This is a genomic window from Moorella glycerini, assembly GCF_009735625.1.
In the GTDB taxonomy this organism is placed as follows: Bacteria; Bacillota; DSM-521; order Neomoorellales; family Neomoorellaceae; genus Neomoorella; species Neomoorella glycerini.
In genome coordinates this window covers 114,125-137,514 of sequence record NZ_CP046244.1, presented here as the reverse complement: position 1 = coordinate 137,514, position 23,390 = coordinate 114,125, and the positions used below count along the sequence as shown (strand labels likewise).

The following is a 23,390-nucleotide window of genomic DNA, read 5'->3' as shown; positions in this document are numbered from 1 at the left end:
ATAACAAGTAATTACAACGACAGGGGGGGGTTATAAGGCTAAATTGACGCGCTTCCTTACGTTTATGGCAATTGGTGTTACTTTCCCGACAGAAGTGGAAGAGAGGAAGTGAGAAAACCATTAACTGTATATAATAATAAAAAACTGGCTACTATGTTTATTTACTATTTAATTTGTTTACAGATAGGTTTGTATGTTGCTTGATTATTACTCATAATAAGACCCGCGGTAAAATGTCAAGACGCTGAATTGGAAATTTTAATGTCTTAAAATGTAAAAAGGCAATAAGAAATCAAGCCGCAAACCGAGACAATAATTGCCAGCACAAACACTAAAAGTAAACTTTAAAGAAATGTTTAACCCAACCTCCTGTGGCGGTAGATTTGGCCCTCACTCAGCAGCGTGAAGACCATGCGCACAAGCTTGCGGTAGAACGCGGCATATTCCGGCTCCCGCACCCGGACGGAATTAGCCGCCTCAATGAGGTAGTACCGTAAGTAATAATTACCGGACATGGTTAAGGGGATATCCTCGGCAGTGAACTTGCTAGTGCTGCCGCCAGGTCAGGCCCGCGAATTTAGCAAGGGCATTGTGGTTCTTAAACCTGGAGATGTCACCAATTTCGGCTATTATGCCGGCAGAGTAAACCGGCCCGATACCAGGAACAGTATCTAACGTTTGGGGAATGGCTTTTAGTTCTTTAGCAATGATCTGGTCGATTTTCTTCTGCTGGGTTTCAAAGAAGCGGATGGTTTCCAGGGACATGGCCAGGGTAACATCAACAGCATCCCGCATTTTAGGGTTTAAACGGTAGGAATTGCGGGCCGCCTGTTTAATAACTCTGGCCATCTCCGGGACATCCTTCAAGCGGTTATTACCGTGCTCAAGCATCATATCGACCAGTTCTTCCACCGGCATATTAGCAATTTCATCAGGGGTGAGGTTGCCAACGACAGCCCGGGAGGCCTGCCCGAACAAATTGGAGAAGGGACACTCCTTCTGGTAGGTAGAAAACTTAAGGAATATCAGATTGAGGGCCCTATTCTTCTCACGAGTGAGGTTACTGACCAGGTGATAGCGAAACCGGGTAAGCCGTTGCAAAGGAGCATAGGTCATATCAGGAGGGGGTGTTGGACGTACCCGTCCAAACCGCAAGCAATCAGCAATAACCCGGGCATCCAAGGCGCCGGTCTTAGCCATATCCGGGTAGATAAGCTTAAAGCCGTCAATCACCTTGGGGTTAATCACCGCTATTTCCGCAGCAAATGCCGAGAGTTCAGGAGCCTCATGCAGGGCCTGGGAAAGGTGCCACCAATAGAGGTTAGTGGCCTCCATGCCAATCTCAATCTTATCAGCATCAAGTAACTCAGCTTCAGCAACAATCCTTTCCACAAGCCTTTCAGCCCCGGGGAGGTCGTTAGAAACGCTAAAACCGCAGACATCTTCGCCGGTATCATCAAGGATGCGCACCACATTGGTGTCGGACCCTATATCGATACCGACAAAAAGGGTTTTTCCCATAGCAAAACACCTCCTTTCCCGGGGATTTAGCAAACCAAAATTGGGGTATCCCTAGGAACCTGACGTAACAGCAACCTTGCTGATGAGCACCGACCCTTAAGAGACTGGTGCGCAGCTCCTTGCTGAAGGGAGAACCTCTAAAGGGCGTGCGACCCGCGCGTAAGCGGTTGCCGCCAGGCCCGGGGAGCAGTCTTACCAAGCACTTTAGGAAGTGCAGGAGGAACTGAACTGCCCCGCCATCGGTTCTACCGTGATTGTCCCAGAGGATACCTCAAGGGTCAAACATTTTTTACGACAAAATAAATGACCAACTGGAAATTTAACCGTTGGTCATATCATACAAGGAGGAAGGGTCATGACATCACGAACAGAAGAAAAATCTAAAATCCTGCAAGCACTAATACCTATTGTTGTCGGAATAGTTATTGCGCTTATCCCTCGACCTGCGGGTCTGGCACCTTATGCATGGTATTATTTTGCTCTGTTTGTGGCTGTAATTATTGGTGTTGCTTTGGAAGTCATGCCTATGGGAGCCGTAGGATTAACCGGTGTAGCCATCATAGGGGGCCTGAACCTCGTTAACAAGGCTCCCAAGGATACTTTAGCGTGGGCACTATCGGGTTTTTCGAACAGCGTAGTGTGGCTTGTGTTTGCGGCAATGATATTTGCAGTGGCGCTTAAAGACACAGGAATAGGGCGGCGAATAGCTTTATGGCTTATAAAAAAGTTAGGTAAAAACTCGCTGGGCCTTGGCTATGCTATAACCCTGGCCGATTTAGCCTTAGGACCATTCATGCCATCCAACACAGCTCGTAGTTTTGGTACCATGTACCCAATCGCAAGGTCTACAGCTGAAGCTCTGGGGTCCCACCCGGGTGAAACGGCGTCTAAGATAGGCTCATTTCTTCTGTTTACATCATTTTTAGCGACGTTCATTTCGAGTTCTACGTTCCTAACGGCTGCTGCAATGAGTGTCCTAGCCACAGAATATATTTCTAAAGCAACAGGTTTGCCCCCTATATCGTGGATAAGTTACCTCTATGGTTTCATTCCCCAGGCAGTAATATTGATAATAATAACTCCCCTGATTGCTTATAAATTCTTCCCGCCGGAAATAAAGAAGTTTCCCGAAGCACCTGTGTGGGCTAGCGGAGAACTAGAGAAAATGGGAAAACTTTCTTTTAAAGAAATAAGCACATTAATAATTTTTATATGTGCATTGATTGCCTGGATTTTTGCCCATGAAATAATACCGCCGGCAATGGTCGCTATAATCGCAGTAGTATTGATGATCGTCACAGGTGTTATTAAATGGGAACAGGTCCTGGAAGAAAAATCGGCCTGGAATATATTAATAGTACTAGGAACACTCATAACCTTGGCCAATGGGTTAAAAGATGTGGGTTTCTTAGATTGGCTCGCTAAAGCTTCGACGGCCTGGGTATCGGGACTGGGTCTTTCACCGATTCTTATATTGATAATTTTAGTTACGATTGATTATTTAATACACTATTTATATGTGAGTGTAACAGCTCATGTAACTACTTTAATGCCTCTTTGGTTAGCTGTGGCAAAAGGCATCCCAGGATTTCCGGTACAGTTGTTTGGGATAATGTTAATTCATACTAAAGAAGGCTTTGGAGCGATGACTCCATATGGTGCTGGTCATGGGGTAGGATACATGTTGAGCGGATATTTCCCCGATCATAAGAAATTCTGGAAAGCCGAAACCGTCTGGTCATACACGTATCTGGCGCTAATGTTTGTTAGCATTCCGTACTGGACTTGGTTATACGGATGGATTTAATAGATTTAAACATGAAGGCAACATGAAAGGGCGATGATTATTTAAGATAAAATGCCTGGAATCGCCGACGAGCCCCGGGGGAGTAGTAGAACTCATTCGGGGCAATTTCTTATAAGCAAATTATTGAGATAGGAAATGAGGTGCTGTAATGGGTGCCGTGCGTGTTGGTATAACTACCGGCTGGGAGCAGGGCAATGTTGTCCCGGGCTGGTCCCTCGTCTACACAGTCAAAGCTTGTGTAGATGCGGTAGAGAGGGCCGGTGGTATTCCTTTATTGCTACCGGTAGTCAATGATCCAGAAATTCGCCAGAAGATTTTAGAAAACATTGACGCCCTCATTGCCGCGGGCGAGGTTCTAAGTGTTAAACGCAATGTTTTAGAAGGCAATCGGGCTAAAGATTTAGAAAGCCAGAACCCTCTGCGCTTTGCCAATGAAAGGGATTACCTGCTGGGTGCCCTGGAAAGGAATATACCTATCCTGGGCATTTGCCGCGGGCACCAGGTTTTAAGTGTCCTTTGCGGCGGTACCATGTACCTGGATGATATTCACCAGCGGCCGGAGAATAGCGGCGTTGTGCATCAGCAGGGGAGCAGGCCGCCGGGAGAAACTATTCACAGGATAGAAATGGATGGTATCCTGGCAAGGCTTACCGGGAAAAAAGAAGCGATGGTAAATAGCTTCCATCGCCAGGCGGTCAAGGAACCACCCCCGGGGTTTACAGTCGTCGCCCGGGCGCCGGATGGTATAATCGAAGCGATAGCGAGCCTAAAACACGATTTTGTTTTGGGGGTGCAATTCCATCCGGAGGTTTTGCAGGAGCCGTTTTGGTTAGAGCTGTTTAAAGGGCTGGTAAATGCAAGCGCAAGGTACAGGTAAACGGGAAAGACAGGTAAATAGGGGAAATGGAATTTATAATAGGGAGGTTTAATATATGCCAGTCCAAATGGTCGGACCTTTCCCCATCCAGGTCTTCTGGTTAATTGAGCTGCTTATAGTTATAGCCCTGGTCTTTATAGCTTTTAAACGACCTATTTATGAGGCCATGGCCATTGCTTTTGCCTTCACTATTGTCATGACGGGACGCTACGATCTCTTCTGGTCGGGCCTTTTGGGACCTACCACAAGCGGCCTCTTTTATATTATCGTAGGCTTTCTGGTCTTTGCCCATATTTTAGGTCAAACCAGGGTGGTGGAAAAATTAATTAACATTATTTTAGCAATTATTGGTGGTGTTCCAGGTGGCGCCGGTTATGTGGCGCTTTTTGGCAGCTGCGCCCTGGCTGCCATGACCGGTACCGGGCCAGGCAACGTGGCGGCTACCGGTGTTTTTACCATCCCGGCCATGATCCGGAGCGGCTTTCCCCGCCACCTGGCAGCAACAGTGGAAATGGCGGCCAGCATGTTGGGTAACCAGGTCGGCCCGGGTCTAAATTTAGTCGCCTTTGCCATACTATCAACTTTATACCCAGACAAGTATTCCCTATCTACTTTCTGGCTGGGGCTATATATTGTTTTCGGTTGGCTCATTCTACATCGTTGGCTCACCCTGCTGGCTTTTTGCAAATATTACAAGGTTAAGCCTGTACCTAAAGAGGAGCGGCCAGATCTGGCTAGGGCCATCAAAGAAGGCTGGAGCGCTCTTTTAATTCCGGTTTTCATCCTGGGGCCTATTATTATTGATTCCGTCTTTAAGAATACCCTTATAGCTCGATATGGTCCTGACGGCGCCAAGGCTTTTTCGGCTTCGGTGTTGCTGATGGCGGCAGGGTTTTGTACGTTTTATACCATTATCGTTGGGCGCAAGGAGATACCCGGTGGCTTTAACCTGCATAGCGTTTTAGCCATGTTCCGGGATAGCTTGAAAGGAGTAGTGCCGGTTTCGGCTACTATTTACCTGGCCTACGCCATTGCCCTGGTGTTCCAGAAAGTAGAAATGAGCGAAGCAATTCAGACATGGTTCTTGAGTTTCGGCCTGAGTAAAGTAGGCTGGGCCTTATTGATAGTTACCTTTACCACCTTCCTAGGCATGGTTTTACCAGGTTCTTCGCAGGTAGCTATCCTGGGTTCAGCCTTTATTTCTACGGGTGCAGCCGTAGGCGTTGATCCTTTCCTAGTGGCTGTAGTTATGCCGGCCATAACCGGCGTAATGGAGGGTATGACCCCGCCCCTGGCCCTGGCCATGTATACGGCTATGGGGATTGCAAAATCTAAGTTTTGGGAGACAACCAAACTTTCTTATGTCTGGGTAGTTGGTCAATTTGTAATCACCTTCTTACTCCTTATCGGCATCTTACCGATATTTATTAATTAACTCTCCGGAGGTGGCTGAATAAATGAAAAAAGCCTTAATATATCTGTTTGACAACCTTTTTGCCATCTTTGTTTTCATTGCCGTCCTCATCGGCGCGGTAGTGGCTTTCATATTTGTGGTGAGTTTTATCGCCGGCGGCCAGACGGCCACCCAGATGGCCATTATGGGGAAAAAGTTGCTAGATTACGCCATAAAGATAGCTGCCGTCGGCGTGCTGTTCGGTTTATTTAGCTTCTACACTGGTGGAAGTCATGAATTAACGTTGGATAATAATGAAAAAAAAGAAACCGGAAAAGCGGCATAGCGCAAAGGTAAATTAAAAAAGTATCTATTTTCCGGGTAGACAGGGCTTCAATCCTGATTACCCGTTTTTTGTATTTTTCAGGGCCTATCAGAAAGCTGCCGCCTTAATCGACCTAATGAAATAGTAAGACGTTAAAGATAAGAAATATGGTACAATAACTGCAGGGGATGATTCCACATGACCAAGTTAGTTAAAATGAGATTGACAATTATTTTTTTCCTGACATTTTCCTTGGTGCTGTTTGCCGGGATTCCGGCTGGATTTTCTGCAACCGGCCAGGAGGTATACTTGCTGCGGGTGGAAGGGGCTATCGTGCCGGTAGTGGCGGATTATGTAAGGAAAGGGATCCGGGCGGCCGAAGAGGCTGGAGCTGGTTGTGTTCTCCTGGAAATAAACACTCCCGGAGGCCTGTACGGGACTACCCAGGAGATAGTAGAATGCATTATGAATTCCCGGGTGCCGGTTATCGTCTATGTTTCACCGGCCGGGGCGTGGGCCGGTTCGGCGGGGACCTTCATTACCCTTTCGGCTCATGTGGCGGCCATGGCTCCGGGCAGCAGGATAGGGGCCGCCCATCCGGTTTCCGTTGGTGGGGAGGGAGAAATGACCGATGTGCAGAAGGAAAAGATAACCCAGGATGCGGCGGCCTGGGTGCGGAGCATTGCCCAGATGCGGGGTCGCGATCCTTCCCAGGCGGAAATGGCAGTACTGGAGAGCAAGTCTTTTAGTGACGGCGAGGCATTAAAGGCTAACCTGATTGACCTGGTGGCTGCCAGCAGGGAAGAGCTATTTAAACAGCTTCACGGGCGGACGGTTACGTTAATAGACGGGAAGGAGGTGGAGCTAAAGCTAGATGATGCCCCGCTTAACTCCCTGGTTATGAGCCCGGTTCAACGCCTGCTTTTTAAAATCAGCGAACCCAACATCGCATATATCCGTGCGCCCGGCATGGGCGTTAACTTAGTGGTGAAAGTCCACTGCAGGCGAGGCAGCACCAGTCTGCTAGCCAAAGGCAAGGGTGTCCATCGCGAGGTGGGATCCGAAGGAAGCCGGAGGCAAAGCCACGGCCCGATGAACAAGAACCCCATACGAGGCTAGACCGTTCGGATAAGCTGGCGGAACACAGCGAAATCCCAGGCTGCCAAGGGACGGTAGAGTATATGGGGCGGGCACGGGGCGAAGGTTAACGCTCTTACCCGGGGAGGCCTGCCGGATAAGCCAGGGAGAGCTGGTAAACCGTATCGGAAGGTACGGCTGAACCGGCAGGAGTCAGCAGAGGGCATAGTACCCTGGGGGTCATGAACTCCAGGGGAAGGCCCGAACATCAAGTCAGAGGTGAAACCGGTGCGTTCGCGAGAAGGACAGAGACAGCAGAAAACCCCGCAAGGGGCCTGCCCGCGGGAAGAAGTGGTGAAGCCACGGGGGAGCGCGGGAGGGCCGAGTTCTTCTCCGGCACAAAGCGGGACGTCACCTCGCGGAGGCCAAGGTAGCGGCCTGATGGAGCAGGTGGTGGCCAGGGAGAACATGCTGGCCGCGCTGAAACGGGTAGAGCGGAACGGAGGCGCGCCCGGTGTGGACGGCATCCCGACCGAACGGTTGCGGGACCAAATACGCGCCGAGTGGCCGCGCATCCGGGAAGAACTGCTCGCGGGAACCTACAGACCGAAGCCCGTGCGCCGGGTCGAAATCCCGAAACCCGGGGGAGGCAAACGGATGTTAGGGATACCCACCGTAATGGACCGCCTAATCCAGCAGGCCCTCCTGCAAGTATTGACGCCCATCTTCGAACCGCAGTTCTCAGAGGCCAGCTACGGGTTCCGTCCCGGAAGGAAAGCCCATGATGCGGTAAAGAAGGCGCGGCAATACGTAGAAGAAGGATACGAATGGGCCGTGGACCTGGACATCGAGAAATACTTCGACCGGGTAAACCACGACATCCTCATGGCCCGGGTGGCCCGGAAAGTGGCAGATAAGAGGGTACTTACCCTTATCCGCCGCTATCTCCAGGCAGGCGTCATGGTAAACGGAGTGGTCATGGAGACGGCAGAAGGAACGCCCCAGGGCGGACCCTTAAGCCCGTTATTGGCCAACATACTCCTGGACGACCTGGACAAAGAACTGGAAAAGAGGGGCCACAAGTTCGTCCGTTACGCCGATGACTGCAACATCTACGTCAAAAGCAAACGGGCAGGAGAAAGGGTCATGGCCAGTATCCGCAACTTCCTGCAGGAGCGGTTGAAGCTCAAGATCAACGAGCAGAAGAGCGCGGTAGACCGGCCGTGGAAGCTGAAATTTCTGGGGTTCAGCATGTACAAACACAAGGCAGGAGTAATCCTTATCCGCCTGGCGCCGCAGACCATCGACCGGGTGAAAACGAAAATCCGGGAGATAACCGCCCGGAATAAACCCTTAAAGATGGCCGAGCGCATAGAGCGCCTGAACGCCTACCTGGGCGGCTGGATAGGGTACTTCGCCCTGGCCGACACGCCCAGCATCTTTAAGAACTTAGAAAGCTGGACGCGGCGGAGGCTGCGCATGTGTCTCTGGAAGCAGTGGAAGCGAGTACGGACCAGGTACCGCGAACTACGCGCATTGGGATTGCCGGAATGGGTAGTGCATGAATTCGCCAATGCCCGCAAAGGGCTGTGGCGGATGGCCCATGGGCCAATGAATAGAGCCCTGGGCAATGCCTACTGGCAATCCCAGGGCCTGATGAGCTTAACCGAGCGCTATTCTTATCTTCGTCAAGCTTGGTGAACCGCCGGATGCGGACCCGCATGTCCGGTGGTGTGAGAGGACGGGGGCTAGCCGCCCCCTCCTACTCGATTCCTTACAGCCGGCGGCCTTGGTTTAATCATGGAATTATATCATCCCGGGGCTGTTTTTCCGGGAATTGTCGGTGGGATAGGTTTGTTGCTTGGTCTTTACGCCCTGGGCAGCCTTGACGCTCAGTTCGGCGGTGTATTGCTGATCGTCCTTGGGTTAGGATTGCTGGCTGCGGAAGCTTTTGTCGTAAGCCATGGACTGCTGGCGGGAGGCGGTATGGTTTCTTTTATTCTGGGGTCGCTAATGCTTTTTGGCGGCGGGTCGCCGGACCTGCGGCTAAATATCGGCCTGATAGCAGTGACGGCCGTATGCATGGCGGCCTTTATTGCCTTCCTCCTGGGAGCCGTAATAAAAGCACGAGGGCGACCTGTGGTAACAGGTCGGGAAAGCCTTGTGGGGACTATTGGTAAAGCCCTAACCGATCTCCGTCCGGAAGGAATAATTTTGGCAGAAGGCGAGAGGTGGCACGCAGAAAGCTTGGAACCCGTTACAGCAGGCCAAAGGGTGGTTATATTAGAGGTAGAAGGTTTGAAGGTTAAAGTAAAAAAAGCCGATGAAGGCTAAGGAAAGGAAGGAGTAGCCGTGGAAAATTTTATTTCCCTCATTGCCCTTTTTGTTATTGTAGCCAGCATAGTTTCTTCTTCTGTCCGCATCGTTCAAGAATACGAAAGGGGAGTAATTTTTCGCCTGGGCCGCTATGTCGGCGTGCGGGGTCCGGGACTCTTCTTTTTAATACCCCTCATTGAACGCATGCAGAAGGTGGATTTACGGACGGTGACCATGGACGTACCGGCCCAGGAGGCTATAACCAAGGATAACGTTACCGTAAAGGTAAATGCAGTGGTGTATTTCCGGGTTATTGAGCCGGCTAACGCCGTTATCAAAGTCCTGGACCATGTCCGCGCTACTTCCCAGCTGGCCCAGACCACCCTGCGGAGCGTTCTGGGACAGTCAGACCTGGACGAGCTCCTGGCCCACCGGGAGCAGATAAACCAGCGCCTGCAGCAGATCATTGATGAGGGCACGGAGCCATGGGGAGTTAAGGTGAGCCTTGTAGAAATACGCGATGTAGAGTTACCCCAGAGTATGCAGCGGGCTATGGCCGCCCAGGCTGAGGCGGAAAGGGAACGTAGGGCTAAGATTATCCACGCCGACGGGGAGTTCCAGGCCGCTGAAAAGCTGGCCGAGGCGGCACGGATCATTTCTACCCAGCCGGCTTCTTTACAGCTGCGATATTTGCAGACCCTAACGGAGATCGCCTCCGATAAAAGCAACATCCTTGTCTTCCCCGTACCCATGGATTTGTTTAAGGCTATTACAGAGCGCTTGGGGGACAAATAGGTGGTTATTATTCAAAAAACAAGATGTCAAAATGACGGATAATAATGTTCAAAATGTTGAACGGCAAATAAGAATTTTATAAGACCTAGCAGGAAAATCAAAATTCATGGCGAATAAAATCCACATAAGAACTATCACAAGCATAAGATAAAGTGAAAGTGAAAAGTAAGCGATTACCAAAGGTCTGGCGAGGCCTGTTTCTTTTGCCAGCTATTGTGAAGTAATTCACCATTGGGGGAGGTCGGGCCGCTGAAACTTAAAGAAGTACAGGCCATCCTGAATGCCGAGGTCTTTACCGGTATGGATAAGCTGGAGTTAGAAGTGGAGGCCGGTTTTGCCTCGGATCTAATGAGTGACGTTCTGGCCTTTGCCAGCTGCCGAATACTGTTGTTGACGGGACTGACCAATCCCCATGTTATTCATACGGCTACCATGATCGACGCCGCGGCCATCGTTTTTGTTCGTGGCAAAAGGCCGGATAAAAGCCTTATTCAGGCTGCCAGGGAAGTAGGTTTGCCCCTTCTGGGGACCAGGTTTTTAATGTATGACAGCTGTGGCCGCCTCTTCCAGGCCGGCCTAAAGGGATGTTCCGGGGATGACCGATAGAATGCCTGGAACGACCGGAGGAGATTTCCTTGGAGGATAAGATGCCGTCCCTCAAGCTGTCATTTCCCGTGCGGGCGCGTGACTTTCTCGCCGGTGGCAACGGGGCGGCACATATCCGGCAGGTACTGCAGCAGGTCGGTTTTCCTCCGGAGATTATACGCAGGGCCGCCATTGCAGCCTATGAAGCTGAAATGAATATCATCATCCACTCCTACGGTGGTGAATTAAAGGCCCATATTACTCCTGGGGCAATTACCATTACCGCCGTTGATGACGGTCCGGGAATACCTGACATCGAACTGGCCATGCAGGAGGGCTATTCTACCGCACCGCGGGAGATCCAGGAGATGGGCTTCGGTGCCGGTATGGGCCTTCCCAATATACGCCGCTGTGCCGACGAACTGGAGATAAAGTCGGGAGCGGGGCAGGGGACAACTGTTAACATAATTATTTATAATCGCTGAAGGCGGTGGCGCGGTGGGTTATTTCCATTCCGTTCGCCTGGAAGAGGATAAATGTAAGGGTTGTACCAACTGCATAAAGCACTGCCCGACAGAAGCCATAAGGGTGCGGGAAGGCAAGGCGCGGATTATTCAGGAACGCTGCATCGACTGCGGCGAGTGTATCCGCATTTGTCCCAACCATGCCAAGATCGCCGTAGGCGATGACTTGACGGCCCTGGCCGCTTACAGGTATCGCATTGCCCTGCCCGCCCCGGCCGTGGTTTCCCAGTTTGCCGGTCAGGCTAAACTTGAGCATATTTTGGGAGCCCTAAAGGCTTTAGGATTTGATGCCATTTACGAAGTGGCCCTGGCGGCGGAAATGGTGGCCAGGGCAACCAGACGCTACCTGGATAATTACGGCGGGAAAAGGCCGCTTATTTCCCCGGCCTGCCCGGCAGTAGTAGGCCTAATACAAGTCCGTTTTCCTTCCCTGGTGGAGCAGATTTTGCCCCTGGTCACCCCCGTTGATTTGGCAGCCCGCTTGGCCCGGCTGGAGGGGATGAAAGCCACCGGCCTACCGTTAGAAGCCGTCGGCACCTTCTTTATTTCCCCCTGTCCGGCTAAGATTACGGCGGCGCGCCAGCCCCAGGGAAAAAGGGTAGGTCCCGATGGAGTTATTCCCCTGGCGACCGTTTATGGCGACATACTCAAGGGCCTTTCTTCCGCCCTTCCATATCCCTCCCGCGCCGGGGCAACCGGTTACGGCTGGGGGCACAGCGGCGGCGAAAACGCCAGCATTGGCGGTCGGCGCCTCCTGGAGGTCGATGGCATTCATCACGTTATTGAAGTCTTGACCCGTATAGAAGCGGGCGACTTCCAGGATATTGAATACATCGAGGCCCAGGCCTGTCCGGGTGGATGTGTCGGTGGAGCCCTGATGGTACAAAATCCCTACCTGGCAAAGCTGGAGTTGCGGCAGCTGGTCCGCGACCTACCGTCAAGATCTATGGATCTCCCGGTGACGGAAAAAGACCTGAGGGCGGAGCCGGTTTATCCCCGGCCAGCCCTGCAATTGGACGACGATTTGGCCACCGCTATTGAAAAGATGCGGCGCCTGGAAGCCACACAGGCCATGCTTCCGGGACTGGACTGCGGTTCCTGCGGCTCGCCCAGCTGTCGCGCCCTTGCCGAAGATATCGTCCAGGGTGAGGCCCAGGATACGGACTGCGTTTTCGTACTGCGCGAGCGGGTACGGGTCCTGGCGGAAGAGGTGGTGGAGCTGGCGCGGAAATTGCCGCCGTCCATGGCCCGGCCGGAAAGGGGAGATGAAGATGCGCCTTCGGGAAATCGTTGAACGCCTGCATTTACAAGTATTAGCAGGGGAAAAGGCCCTGGACAGGGAAGTTATCGGCGGTTACTGTTCCGACCTGATCAGCGATTTTATGGCCAACGGTACGCCCGGATGTCTCTGGCTAACCCTGCAGACCCATATGAACGTAGTGGCCGTTGCCCTTCTGACCGGAGCAGCGGGGGTGGTATTCACCGGCGGCAGGGGCATTCCGCCGGAGGTTTGCCGCAAGGCCGAGGCAGAAGGCCTTCCCCTTCTGCAAACCCCCCATTCTACTTTTGAAATGGCCGGCCGGCTTTATCAGCTCCTTAATGAGAAGTGAGCATATGACCTTCTACCGTGCCGATCTCCACATCCATACCGCCCTGTCGCCCTGCGCCGGGGAAGAGATGACGCCGCCCCGGATTGTGGCCGCCGCCATTATGGCGGGACTGCAGCTTATAGCCGTTACCGATCACAACAGCGCCGGGAATATAGCGGCCGTCCAGGAAGCCGCCCGGGGGACGGGGCTTATAGTTCTCGCGGGTTTGGAAGTTCAGACAAGGGAAGACGTGCATCTGGTTTGCCTCTTCAATAGTGCGGCAGAGGCCCTGGAATGGCAATCAATAGTATACCAACGTCTACCTGCCGAAGAAAACCGGGAAGAGTATTTCGGTTGCCAGTTGCTTTTGGATGCTGCCGGGAGGGAGATAGGACGGGAAAAAAGGCTTCTCCTGACAAGTGTCGACATGGGGTTGGAAGAGGTGGTCAGGGAGGTAAGCGGGCGTGGCGGCGTTTGTATACCGGCCCATGTGGACCGGCCATCATACGGCCTGTTGGGCCACCTCGGGTTGATACCAGAAGGACTGCCGTTTGCGGCCATGGAGCTGGGCCTGCTATATCCCGATGAGGCCTTAAAGCAATTTCCGACCCTGGCCGGTTGGCCCCTGACGGTCGCTTCTGATGCCCATTACTTAAAAGATATCGGCCGCCGGGTTACCATATTTGATTTCGTGGAGGAAATCAATCTGAAGTCACTTCATCAATCCTTAAGACGACAGCAATTTAAGGTGGTGGTAGGCCAAAGGGATAATTTCAGATAAATAACATTTTGAGTTCGGTATTCTGTAAAAACCATTCTTTCAAGGAGGTATTGTGTTATGGAAGCCTGTCAATGCGAAGCCAAATGGGAGGAGCTCGATAAGATTATCGCCGCCCACCGCGGCCGGCCATCCGATTTGATCGAGGTTCTCCACCAGGCCCAGGATCTCATCGGCTACCTGCCCCGCCAGGTCCAGGTGGCTATAGCCGAAGGTCTGGGAGTGTCCCTGACGGAAGTCTACAGCGTCATTTCCTTCTACCACCATTTTACCGTCAAGCCCAAGGGCAAATACCAGGTTTCCGTCTGCAAGGGTACGGCCTGCTACGTCAAGGGCTCCCCGGAGATCCTGGAGCGCCTAGAGAAGGAACTGGGCATCAAAGCCGGGGACAGCACCGACGACGGCAAGTTTTCCCTGGAAGTTGTCCGGTGTCTCGGGGCCTGCGGCCTGGGTCCGGTGATGACCGTCAACAAGCGCGCCCACGGGCTGTTGAAGCCGGATACGGCGGTAGCCGTATTAAAGCAGTACCAGTAAAGCCATGGAAGAACTGGCCCTGCATATTCTGGATCTCCTGGAAAATGCCCTGGCCGCCGGGGCGCGACAGATCCTCATTACCATTGAAGAGGATGAGGACCGGGACCTGTTGACCATTGAGGTCCGGGATGACGGCCGCGGTATGGGGGCCGAAACCTTGCAAAAGGCCCTGGACCCCTTTTACACCACACGGACTACCCGGAAGGTAGGCCTGGGGTTGCCCCTCTTCCAGGCTACGGCGGCCCAGTGTGGGGGAAACGTTACGCTGGAATCCCGGCCGGGCCAGGGGACCCGGGTGGTGGCTACCATGAAACTGAGCCACCCGGACCTGCCGCCCTTGGGTGATATGGGAGCGACCATCGCCGCTGCTTTGAGCCGGGAAGAACCGGTAGAACTTGTTTACCACCACCGCCGGGGGCAAAAGGAATTCAAGTTTTCTTCCGCCTGGTTGCAGCTGCACCTGGGCGAGGTACCTTTAAACTGCGGGCCGGTCCTGGACTGGATCCAGCGCTATATCAATAAAGGAGTGGCAGAATTGTACGGAGGTGAAGGCAAGTGATCAAGTCCCTGGAAGAACTGCAAAAGATTAAAGAAACCCAGCTGGAAGCCATCCGCCTGCGGGAGGCGGGTCAAAAGGCTAAAATTGTCGTCGGTATGGGCACCTGCGGCATTGCCGCGGGCGCGCGGGAGGTTATGAGCGCTATCCTTGATGAGCTGGGCAAGCGCCGCCTCACCAATGTGGACGTAACCCAGACGGGATGCATCGGCCTCTGCGCCCAGGAACCCCTGGTGGACGTCATCCTGCCGGGGAAGCCGCGGGTGACCTACGGCAAAGTGGATGCCAATAAGGCGCGGCAGATTGTCGCCCAGCATGTAGTTAACGGGATTGTGATCAGCGAATGGGTTGTTAACAGGGGGGAAGAGTAAATGGAATTTTATCGTGCCCACGTCCTGGTCTGCGCCGGCACCGGATGTACGGCTTCGGAAAGCCCGGCAACTAAAGAGGCCCTTATCCGGGAGCTCAAGGCCCGCGGCCTGGATAAGGAAATCCAGGTCGTCGACACCGGTTGTTTCGGTTTCTGCCGCTTTGGGCCCAATATGATGGTTTACCCGGAAGGGGTTTTCTACACCCAGGTGCACCCGGAGGATGTCCCGGAACTGGTGGAAGAGCACTTTATCAAGGGCCGGGTGCTGGAGCGCAAGCTCTACAAGCAGCCGGAGACGGAAGCAGCCGTCCAGGCCTTTGAAGAAATTCCTTTCTTCAAACACCAGGTGCGCATTGCCCTGCGCAACTGCGGCCTTATAAATCCGGAATCCATTGATGAATATATCGCGCGGGACGGTTACCAGGCCCTGGGTAAAGTCCTGACTACCATGACCCCCGGTGAGGTTATCGAGGTCATCAAAAAGTCCGGCCTGCGCGGCCGGGGCGGCGGCGGTTTCCCCACCGGCCTCAAATGGGAGTTTGCTCACCGCTCACCGGGACCGGTTAAATATATCGTCTGCAATGCCGACGAGGGCGACCCGGGGGCCTTTATGGACCGCAGTATCCTGGAGGGTGATCCCCATGCCGTCCTGGAGGGACTGGCCATCGGCGGTTACGCCATCGGTGCCAGCCAGGGTTATATCTACGTACGCGCAGAATACCCGATTGCCGTGAACCGGTTGAAGATAGCCATCGAGCAGGCGCGGGAGAAGGGCCTCCTGGGCAAGAACCTCTTTAACTCGGGCTTTGACTTTGACATCGATATCCGCCTGGGCGCCGGCGCCTTTGTCTGCGGCGAAGAAACGGCATTACTGGCCTCCATCGAGGGGCGCCGGGGTGAACCGCGGCCGCGGCCGCCTTTCCCGGCCGTATCCGGCCTCTGGGGCAAGCCCACCGTCATCAACAACGTGGAGACCCTGGCCAATATACCGACCATTATCCGCGAGGGCTGGGAATGGTTTGCCAGCATCGGTACCGAAAAGAGCAAGGGGACCAAGGTCTTCGCCCTGGCCGGGAAGATTAACAACAACGGCCTGGTGGAGATTCCTATGGGCACCTCCCTGGGCGAGGTCATCTACGACATCGGCGGCGGCATTCCCGACGGCAAGAAGTTCAAGGCGGCCCAGACGGGCGGGCCTTCCGGCGGCTGCATCCCGGCGGAATACTTGAACACCCCTATTGACTATGAATCCCTGACAGCCCTGGGGACCATTATGGGTTCCGGCGGGTTGATTATCATGGACGAAGACACCTGCATGGTGGACCTGGCGAAGTTCTTCCTGGACTTTGTCAAAGACGAGTCCTGCGGCAAGTGTACCCCCTGCCGCATCGGTACCACCCGCATGCTGGAAATCCTGGACCGTATTTCCAAAGGCCAGGGTAAAGAAGAAGATATCGACCTGCTGGTGGAGCTGGGCCAGCAGATTAAGGACACGGCCCTCTGTGGCCTGGGCCAGACAGCGCCCAACCCGGTCCTGAGTACCATTAAATACTTCCGGGATGAATACCTGGCCCACATCCGCGAGCACCGCTGCCCGGCCAGCGTCTGCGCGGCCCTCTTTAACTCGCCGTGCCAGAATACCTGCCCGGCCAACGTGGATGTGCCCATTTACATCGACCTCATCCGCCAGCGGCGCTTTGCCGAGGCCTACGAAGTTATCCGGCGGGAGAATCCCTTCCCCGTAGTGTGTGGGCGGGTCTGCAACCATCCCTGCGAGGGCAAGTGCAACCGGGCCAAGATCGACCAGCCCCTGGCCATTCGCGAGTTGAAGCGCTTTGCTGCCGATTATGCTATGAAGCTCAACGGCCAGCGGCCACGGCCGGAAATTAAGCCGCCCAACGGCAAAAAGGTCGCCGTGATCGGCTCCGGCCCGGCGGGCCTGACGGCAGCCTACTACCTGGCCCTGAAGGGCTACAGCGTGACCGTCTTTGAAGCCCTGCCGGTGGCCGGCGGCATGATGGCCGTGGGCATTCCCGAATACCGCCTGCCGAAGAAAACCCTCCAGGCGGAGATTGATACTATTCTGGAACTGGGTGTGGACCTGCAGACCGGTAAGGCCCTGGGCCGTGACTTCAGCCTGGACGACCTTAAAGCCCGGGGGTATGCAGCCGTCTTTGTGGCCGTCGGTGCCCATAAGGACCAGAAGCTGGGGGTACCGGGCGAAGAGCTGGAGGGTGTTTATGCCGGGGCTACCTTCTTACGGCAGCTTAACTTAGGCCAGGCGCCGGAGTTAAAGGATAAAGTGATTGCCGTCATCGGCGGCGGTAACGTGGCCATGGACGCCGCCCGCTCGGCCCTGCGCCTGGGGGCCAAAGAGGTGCACATCATCTACCGGCGCCAGAAGGACGATATGCCGGCCCTGCGCGAGGAGATCCACGAGGCGGAAAAAGAAGGCGTCAAGATCAACTGCCAGGCCAGCCCGGTGGCCATCCTGGGCGAAAACGGCAGGGTTACGGCCATACGTTGCGCCCGCATGCGCATGGGTGAATTCGACCGCAGCGGCCGGCGGCGGCCGGTACCCATCGAAGGAGCCGACTTCACCCTGCCGGTGGACGTTGTCATTGCGGCCATCGGCCAGACGGTGGATCCTGCGAGTATCCCGGCCGGGGTAGAAGTAAGCCGTACCGGTACGGTGGTGGCTGACGAGAAGACCGGTGCCACCCGGTTGCCCGGTGTCTTTGCCGGCGGTGACTGTGTGGCTGGCCCGGATACCGTCATCGGCGCCATTGCTGCCGGTAAGCGGGCGGCGGCCGCCATTGACCGGTATCTCGGCGGCGACGGCGTGATTGTGCCTGAGATGGAAATTAAACGCCAGCGGACGGCGCCGGTTATCGAAGAAAAGACGGCCCGGGAAGTGGCGGCAAGCCTCGACCTGGCAGAACGCCTGGCGGGCTTTGCCGAGGTAGAGCTGGGCTATGACCTGGATGCGGCTGTGGCCGAGGCGTCCCGCTGCCTGCGCTGCGACGTGCGGGAATAAGCGGAAGATAGGAGGCGAAGAAAGTGAGTACTGTGAAACTAACCATTGACAATATCCCGGTGGAAGTCGAGGCCGGTACGACGATTTTGAAAGCCGCCGAGAAGGCCGGCATCCACATTCCCACCCTCTGTTACCTGGAGGGCATCAACGAGATCGGCGCCTGCCGGGTCTGCGTGGTGGAAGTGGAAGGGGCCAGGAACCTGATGGCCTCCTGTGTAGCCCCGGTAGCCGACGGCATGGTGGTAAAGACCAGCAGCCCGCGGGTAAGGATGGCCCGGCGCCTTAATGTAGAACTACTCCTTTCCAACCATAAGATGGAATGCCCCACCTGCATTCGCAACCTGAACTGCGAACTGCAGTCCCTGGCCCAGGAATTGGGGATCCGGCAGGTCCGCTTTGAGGGCAGAAAAAGCGAGTACCCCATAGACGATTCCACACCGGCCCTGATTCGCGAACCTGACAAGTGCATCCTCTGCCGCCGTTGCGTGGCCGTGTGCGAAAAGGTCCAGGGTGTCAGGGCCATTGCCCCCATGGGCCGCGGCTTTGATACCATCATTGCCCCGGCCTTCCAGGATAAACTCCTGAACATCGCCTGCGTCGAGTGCGGCCAGTGTACCCTGGTCTGCCCTGTTGGGGCATTATACGAAAAAGATTATACCAGTGAGGTCTGGGCGGCCCTGGCCGACCCGGAAAAATTCGTCGTCGTCCAGACGGCGCCGGCCACGCGAGTGTCCATCGGCCAGGAATTCGGCCTGCCACCGGGGAGCATCAACACCGGCCAGATGGTGGCGGCTTTAAGGCGCCTGGGCTTTGACCGGGTCTTCGATACCGACTTTACCGCCGACCTGACCATTATGGAAGAGGGCTCCGAGTTTATTGAGCGCTTTACCAAGGGTGGCCCCCTGCCGTTGATCACCTCCTGCAGCCCGGGCTGGATCAAGTTCATGGAACACTTCTACCCCGAATTTATTCCTAACGTATCGACCTGTAAATCGCCCCAGCAGATGTTCGGCGCCGTGGCCAAGACCTACTATGCCCAGAAGGCGGGTATAGATCCAGCCAGGATGGTGGTCGTCTCCATCATGCCCTGCACGGCCAAGAAGTTCGAGTGCCAGCGGCCGGAGATGACTGATAGCGGTTACCGGGATGTAGACTATGTCCTCACTACCCGCGAACTGGCCCGCATGATCAGGGAGGCCGGCATTGACTTCAATAGCCTCCCGGAAGAGCAGTACGACGATCCTTTAGGCGAATCCACAGGCGCGGCGGTCATCTTCGGCGCCACCGGCGGCGTCATGGAGGCGGCCCTGCGCACCGCTTATGAGCTGATTACCGGCAAAGCGCTGCCCGCCCTGGACTTCCACGATGTCCGGGGCCTGACCGGCATCAAGGAAGCCACCGTGGATATCGAGGGCACCAAAGTCCGGGTGGCGGTGGCCCACAGCCTGGGCCATGCCCGGCAGCTTTTAGAGCGGGTCAAGGCCGGGGAGCAGTACCACTTTATTGAAATCATGTGCTGCCCCGGCGGCTGCATCGGCGGCGGCGGGCAGCCCATCCCGACCAATACCGCTATCAGGGAGCAGCGCATCAAGGGCATCTACCAGGCCGACGTCGAGATGCCCCTGCGCAAGTCCCATGAGAACCCGTCCGTCCAGGCCCTCTACCGCGAGTTCCTGGGCAAACCTTTAAGCGAAAAATCCCATCACCTCCTCCATACCCACTACACGTCAAGGGGGAAATACTAATAAGGTAAGCTTGACTAACAAAACCTTCCCGGTTCTTATTAAGGAGCCGGGAAGGTTTTTGCTATTAATCCCGGAAAATTTAATCAAGTTAACAAAACGAAGAAGGAGAAACAAATTTAATGGCGAATAATAGTAAATTAGTTACGAAGTAAAACGACAATATAAGTAACAAAGTTACGCAGGTGATTTTATCTTGGCGGTTATTGCCGGCTTACAGTTAATTCTGGAACAACTACCGCCTTCCGAAAGGGCAGTAGGGGATGTTATTCTCCACGACCCGGCTGCCTGCGCCCGTATGACCATTGCTGAACTGGCCTCCAAAGCCCAGACCAGTAAAACAACGGTGATCCGTCTCTGCCAGCGGTTAAATTTAAAAAGTTATCGCGACCTGCGCCTGAATCTCGCCCGGGAAGCCCTTACCATACCACCTGGCCAGAGCTACGGTATTACTGAAACAGATGATCCCCAAAGTATCATTAGAAAAGTACAAGATAAGGAGATAAACGCCATCCAGACTACCCTGGCGGGAATGGATATCCCCACGCTGGTCCAGGTGGCCGAAACGCTGTTCCAGTCCAGGCAGGTTACCCTCCTGGCCAGTGGGGGGGCCCTAGTGCCTGCCTTGGATGCCTATCATAAATTACTGCGCTTGGGCCTGAACTGCCACCTGCCCCAGGACCAGCGGGAACAAAAATTCCGCGTCGCTTTATGCCAGCCGGGGGATGTGGCCTGGGCCTTTTCCTTTAGCGGGGCCAGTAAAAGCATCGTCGAGGCCTTAAAAATTGCCAGGGCAACCGGCGCGACGATTATTTCCCTGACCAATAACTCCAGTTCACCTATAGCCAGGATGAGTGATTTGAGCCTTTATGGGGCAGCCAGCTATTTATCCGAGTTTACCGGGACCATGGAGTTCAGGGTGTCCCAGCTCTGTATTATCGACAGCCTGTTCTTGCTAATGATTAAACTAGGACTGCCCCGTGTCCATCAACCTTTAAAGATCACCGAAGAAATTATTGATAACGATTGTTTTCCTTTAAATAATGGCGGTAAAAGAAAAAAAGGTAAATAAATAAAAGTAGCCTGGTCAAAGAGAGAGGAAAACTGGAGGCGATAGCTTTGGTCCTTAAACTTCTGGGTCTCTGCGGCAGCCCGCGCAAAGGGGCGACGGAGTATGTCCTGCAGGAGGCGTTGCGGGAAGCGGCGACTTTACCGGGAATAGAAAGTGAACTTATAACCCTGCGGGGCAAGAGGATCCAGCCCTGTACCGGCTGTAATTACTGCAAAAGCCATAAGACCCGCTGCCACGTCAAGGACGATATGCAGGAGCTATTTGATACCTTTATAGCCGCCGATGCCTTCCTGGTGGCTTCACCGGTTTACGTTATGGGGCCCACGCCCCAGCTGGCCGCCTTTTTCAGTCGCCTGCGCCCCATTCATCACGTCTTCCCCGGGGCACTGCGCAATAAGGCCGGCGGTGCCATTGCCGTGGGGGGTACCCGCAACGGTGGCCAGGAGGTTACGGTGAATATAATTATCAATTATCTCTTGACCCGGGGGCTGGTAGTGGTGGGCGGGGAAATTGGCGGTTATGCCGGCGGCAAGGTCTGGTCCCGGGACAGGATAGAAGGGGTCGGCGAGGATGCCATTGGCATGGAAACCGTCCGCGGCCTGGCGCGCCGGGTGGCCGAAGTGGCCCTGCTCCTGCAGGCCGGTAAAGTAGCGGCCGGCGTTTAGTCCCTGGATACAGGGACATATCCCCACCAAAAGCATTTTGAGGAGGAGGAGAAATATTGGAGTTCAGGGAGTACCTGCAAAAGCTACAGGCTGCCGGTCAACTGGTCGCCGTTGACAGAGAGGTCCAGCTCAACTTCGAGCTGGCCAGTATCCTGGACACCATGCTGCAGCAAAACCGGCCCGTAGGTTTGTTCAAGAACGTTGCCCACCCCTCGGGAATTCCCATTGTGGGCGGCCTGCTGGGGAATGTGGAACGTATAGCCCTGGCTCTGGATACGGAACCGGCCGGGATCAGCCGGAAACTGGAGCAGGCCCTGGCTAACCTCATTGACCCGGTGGTGGTGGACAATCCACCCTGGCAACAGCACGTCTTCATGGGCGAGGAGATCAACCTGGAAGAGCAACTGCCGATTCCCTGGCATAACGAGAGGGATGCCGGGCCTTACGTGACCGCGGGAATAATGATTAGCAAAGACCCGGTGACCGGCAGGCAGAACTACTCCTACAATCGCCTGCAGCTGAAAGGACCCCGGAAGTTTGGCATCATGATGAACGCCTGGCGCCATATTGCCTGGTTTTATCAGGAAATGGAAAAACGCGACGAGCCCCTGCCCGTGGCCGTGGCCATCGGCGTTGACCCGGCTGTGGAAATCGCTGCGGGCTTTCGCATTGAAGAAGATGAGGCCAAACTGGCGGGGGCAATTAATGGCCAGCCTTTACCTGTCAGCAGGTGTACTACGGTAGATTTATTCGCGCCCGCCGGAGCAGAGATCATCATAGAAGGTTTTGTCCCGCCTCACCAGCGGGAGACCGAGGGGCCCCTGGCCGAGTTTACGGGCCATTTTGGTGAAGTATACCAGAATCCTGTTTTTGAAGTTACGGCTTTAAGTTACCGCCATAATCCCATATTCCGGACCATCGTGCCGGGTTCCTTTGAACATATTTACCTGGGCAATGTCCTATCGCGAGAAATAATGCTCCAAAATATGACCAGACACGCCTCGCCCAATGTGCGGGCCGTCCATCTTACCCCCTATAGCGGCGGCTTTATGGCGGTCATTGCCATCGATAAAAAGAACGAGGGCGAGCCCAAGAATATCGCCCTGGCGGCTTTGATGACCCACGTCAATATCAAGGTGGCCGTGGTCGTCGACACTGACGTTGACATCTACCAGCCGAGCGATATCCTCTGGGCCATCGCCACCCGCGTCGACGCCCAGAGGGATATCTTTACCGTTCCCTATGCCCAGGGCATGGAGAACGACCCCACCACCGGCCCCGACGGTACCCATACCAAGTTCGCCATTGACGCCACCCTGGCCCTGAACCTCAGAGACGACTACAAGCGCGTCCGCTACCCCCGGGTGGATCTGGATAAAATCCTGCCCGGCCTGAAGAGGTGAGTAGATGCCGACGGTAAACCGCCAGGAATAACTGGACCTGCTGCTGCAGCTCGGCAATATCCCCAGCCCCTATGGCCGGGAAGGGGAGGCCGGTGAATATGTGTACCGATGGTTTCAGGAGCAGGGGATTAAAGCCTGGAAGGTGGGCTTCAGCCCCGCCTGAATCCCAAACAAAAACCAGGGGAGGTGCAGGAAGAACTCAAGGAACTGATTGACTCAATTGGTGCCCGGGGTGAGGTGGAATTATTTCTTTACCGCCGCGGCTATGAAAGTGAAGGGGTCATGCCGGTTGTGAAGGCCCTGGAGGCGGCCCACAGGGAGGTTACCGGTACGCCCCTGGAACTGGCCGACCCACCCTATTCCAGCATGTGGCGTGAAGTAATGCTTTTAATGAAGCGGGTATACCAGCTGTAATTTACGGGCC

Annotated in this window: 23 protein-coding genes and 1 pseudogene; 23 read left to right on the top strand and 1 reads right to left on the bottom strand. The window is 54.6% G+C overall.

The features are described from left to right. Positions 1–546: 546 nt before the first annotated feature. Positions 547–1,521: an IS110 family RNA-guided transposase gene (locus MGLY_RS00695; protein ID WP_246187388.1), complete on the bottom strand. Its 975-nt coding sequence runs from the start codon at positions 1,519–1,521 to the stop codon at positions 547–549. A gap of 355 nt (positions 1,522–1,876) precedes the next feature. Here MGLY_RS00695 and MGLY_RS00690 point away from each other — a divergent pair, with 355 nt between their 5' ends. From MGLY_RS00690 to MGLY_RS00585, 23 genes and pseudogenes are all read left to right on the top strand, one after another. Beyond that, positions 1,877–3,328 (top strand): DASS family sodium-coupled anion symporter, encoded by a 1,452-nt coding sequence (locus tag MGLY_RS00690; RefSeq protein WP_156271284.1) that lies wholly within the window; start codon positions 1,877–1,879, stop codon positions 3,326–3,328. A gap of 148 nt (positions 3,329–3,476) precedes the next feature. Then, a complete protein-coding gene (locus tag MGLY_RS00685) occupies positions 3,477–4,205 on the top strand; it encodes a gamma-glutamyl-gamma-aminobutyrate hydrolase family protein (RefSeq protein WP_156271283.1) in 729 nt (242 codons plus the stop codon). A gap of 55 nt (positions 4,206–4,260) precedes the next feature. Continuing rightward, complete coding sequence (locus MGLY_RS00680) at positions 4,261–5,640, top strand: TRAP transporter large permease subunit (protein WP_156271282.1); 1,380 nt, start codon at positions 4,261–4,263, stop codon at positions 5,638–5,640. Between the two features lie 22 nt (positions 5,641–5,662). Then, complete coding sequence (locus MGLY_RS00675) at positions 5,663–5,944, top strand: hypothetical protein (protein WP_156271281.1); 282 nt, start codon at positions 5,663–5,665, stop codon at positions 5,942–5,944. A gap of 288 nt (positions 5,945–6,232) precedes the next feature. Then, entirely contained in the window at positions 6,233–7,042 is an 810-nt protein-coding gene (locus MGLY_RS00670) for an ATP-dependent Clp protease proteolytic subunit (RefSeq protein ID WP_489676587.1), read from the top strand. A gap of 399 nt (positions 7,043–7,441) precedes the next feature. Further along, complete coding sequence (ltrA, locus tag MGLY_RS00665; protein ID WP_277997837.1) at positions 7,442–8,701, top strand: group II intron reverse transcriptase/maturase; 1,260 nt, start codon at positions 7,442–7,444, stop codon at positions 8,699–8,701. An 81-nt stretch (positions 8,702–8,782) separates the two neighbouring features. Further along, positions 8,783–9,097: pseudogene (locus MGLY_RS18960) on the top strand (NfeD family protein); the annotation flags it as partial. Next, positions 9,083–9,334, top strand: a complete 252-nt coding sequence (locus MGLY_RS18955) for an NfeD family protein (protein WP_489676588.1) — start codon at positions 9,083–9,085, stop codon at positions 9,332–9,334. The pseudogene MGLY_RS18960 and the gene MGLY_RS18955, both read left to right, overlap by 15 nt. A gap of 18 nt (positions 9,335–9,352) precedes the next feature. Next, the gene (locus tag MGLY_RS00655) at positions 9,353–10,111 is read left to right on the top strand and encodes a slipin family protein (protein ID WP_156271278.1); all 759 of its coding nucleotides are present in this window, start codon (positions 9,353–9,355) and stop codon (positions 10,109–10,111) included. A gap of 231 nt (positions 10,112–10,342) precedes the next feature. After that, positions 10,343–10,717, top strand: coding sequence for a hypothetical protein (locus tag MGLY_RS00650; RefSeq protein ID WP_211661979.1), 375 nt, complete (start codon positions 10,343–10,345; stop codon positions 10,715–10,717). Between the two features lie 41 nt (positions 10,718–10,758). After that, on the top strand, positions 10,759–11,181 hold the full coding sequence (locus MGLY_RS00645) for an ATP-binding protein (protein WP_156276066.1): 423 nt from the start codon (positions 10,759–10,761) through the stop codon (positions 11,179–11,181). A gap of 13 nt (positions 11,182–11,194) precedes the next feature. Beyond that, the gene (locus MGLY_RS00640) at positions 11,195–12,514 is read left to right on the top strand and encodes a [Fe-Fe] hydrogenase large subunit C-terminal domain-containing protein (protein WP_106004204.1); all 1,320 of its coding nucleotides are present in this window, start codon (positions 11,195–11,197) and stop codon (positions 12,512–12,514) included. Beyond that, the gene (locus MGLY_RS00635) at positions 12,492–12,830 is read left to right on the top strand and encodes a DRTGG domain-containing protein (protein ID WP_170290860.1); all 339 of its coding nucleotides are present in this window, start codon (positions 12,492–12,494) and stop codon (positions 12,828–12,830) included. Before MGLY_RS00640 ends, MGLY_RS00635 begins: the two co-directional genes overlap by 23 nt. Positions 12,831–12,834: 4 nt before the next feature. Then, the gene (locus MGLY_RS00630; RefSeq protein ID WP_170290859.1) at positions 12,835–13,590 is read left to right on the top strand and encodes a PHP domain-containing protein; all 756 of its coding nucleotides are present in this window, start codon (positions 12,835–12,837) and stop codon (positions 13,588–13,590) included. Between the two features lie 57 nt (positions 13,591–13,647). After that, a complete protein-coding gene (locus MGLY_RS00625) occupies positions 13,648–14,121 on the top strand; it encodes an NADH-quinone oxidoreductase subunit NuoE family protein (RefSeq protein ID WP_062283545.1) in 474 nt (157 codons plus the stop codon). A 4-nt stretch (positions 14,122–14,125) separates the two neighbouring features. After that, on the top strand, positions 14,126–14,680 hold the full coding sequence (locus MGLY_RS00620) for an ATP-binding protein (protein WP_156271275.1): 555 nt from the start codon (positions 14,126–14,128) through the stop codon (positions 14,678–14,680). Then, positions 14,680–15,048, top strand: coding sequence for a (2Fe-2S) ferredoxin domain-containing protein (locus tag MGLY_RS00615; RefSeq protein WP_170291174.1), 369 nt, complete (start codon positions 14,680–14,682; stop codon positions 15,046–15,048). Before MGLY_RS00620 ends, MGLY_RS00615 begins: the two co-directional genes overlap by 1 nt. After that, the gene (nuoF, locus tag MGLY_RS00610; protein WP_156271273.1) at positions 15,049–18,084 is read left to right on the top strand and encodes an NADH-quinone oxidoreductase subunit NuoF; all 3,036 of its coding nucleotides are present in this window, start codon (positions 15,049–15,051) and stop codon (positions 18,082–18,084) included. Between the two features lie 23 nt (positions 18,085–18,107). Beyond that, a complete protein-coding gene (locus tag MGLY_RS00605) occupies positions 18,108–19,829 on the top strand; it encodes an NADH-dependent [FeFe] hydrogenase, group A6 (RefSeq protein WP_156271272.1) in 1,722 nt (573 codons plus the stop codon). A 193-nt stretch (positions 19,830–20,022) separates the two neighbouring features. Beyond that, on the top strand, positions 20,023–20,898 hold the full coding sequence (locus tag MGLY_RS00600; RefSeq protein ID WP_156271271.1) for a MurR/RpiR family transcriptional regulator: 876 nt from the start codon (positions 20,023–20,025) through the stop codon (positions 20,896–20,898). 47 nt (positions 20,899–20,945) lie between these two features. Next, positions 20,946–21,563, top strand: coding sequence for a flavodoxin family protein (locus MGLY_RS00595; protein ID WP_156271270.1), 618 nt, complete (start codon positions 20,946–20,948; stop codon positions 21,561–21,563). Between the two features lie 56 nt (positions 21,564–21,619). Further along, entirely contained in the window at positions 21,620–22,966 is a 1,347-nt protein-coding gene (locus MGLY_RS00590) for a UbiD family decarboxylase (RefSeq protein ID WP_170290858.1), read from the top strand. Between the two features lie 186 nt (positions 22,967–23,152). After that, complete coding sequence (locus MGLY_RS00585; protein ID WP_156271268.1) at positions 23,153–23,380, top strand: hypothetical protein; 228 nt, start codon at positions 23,153–23,155, stop codon at positions 23,378–23,380. The last annotated feature ends 10 nt before the right edge of the window (positions 23,381–23,390 follow it).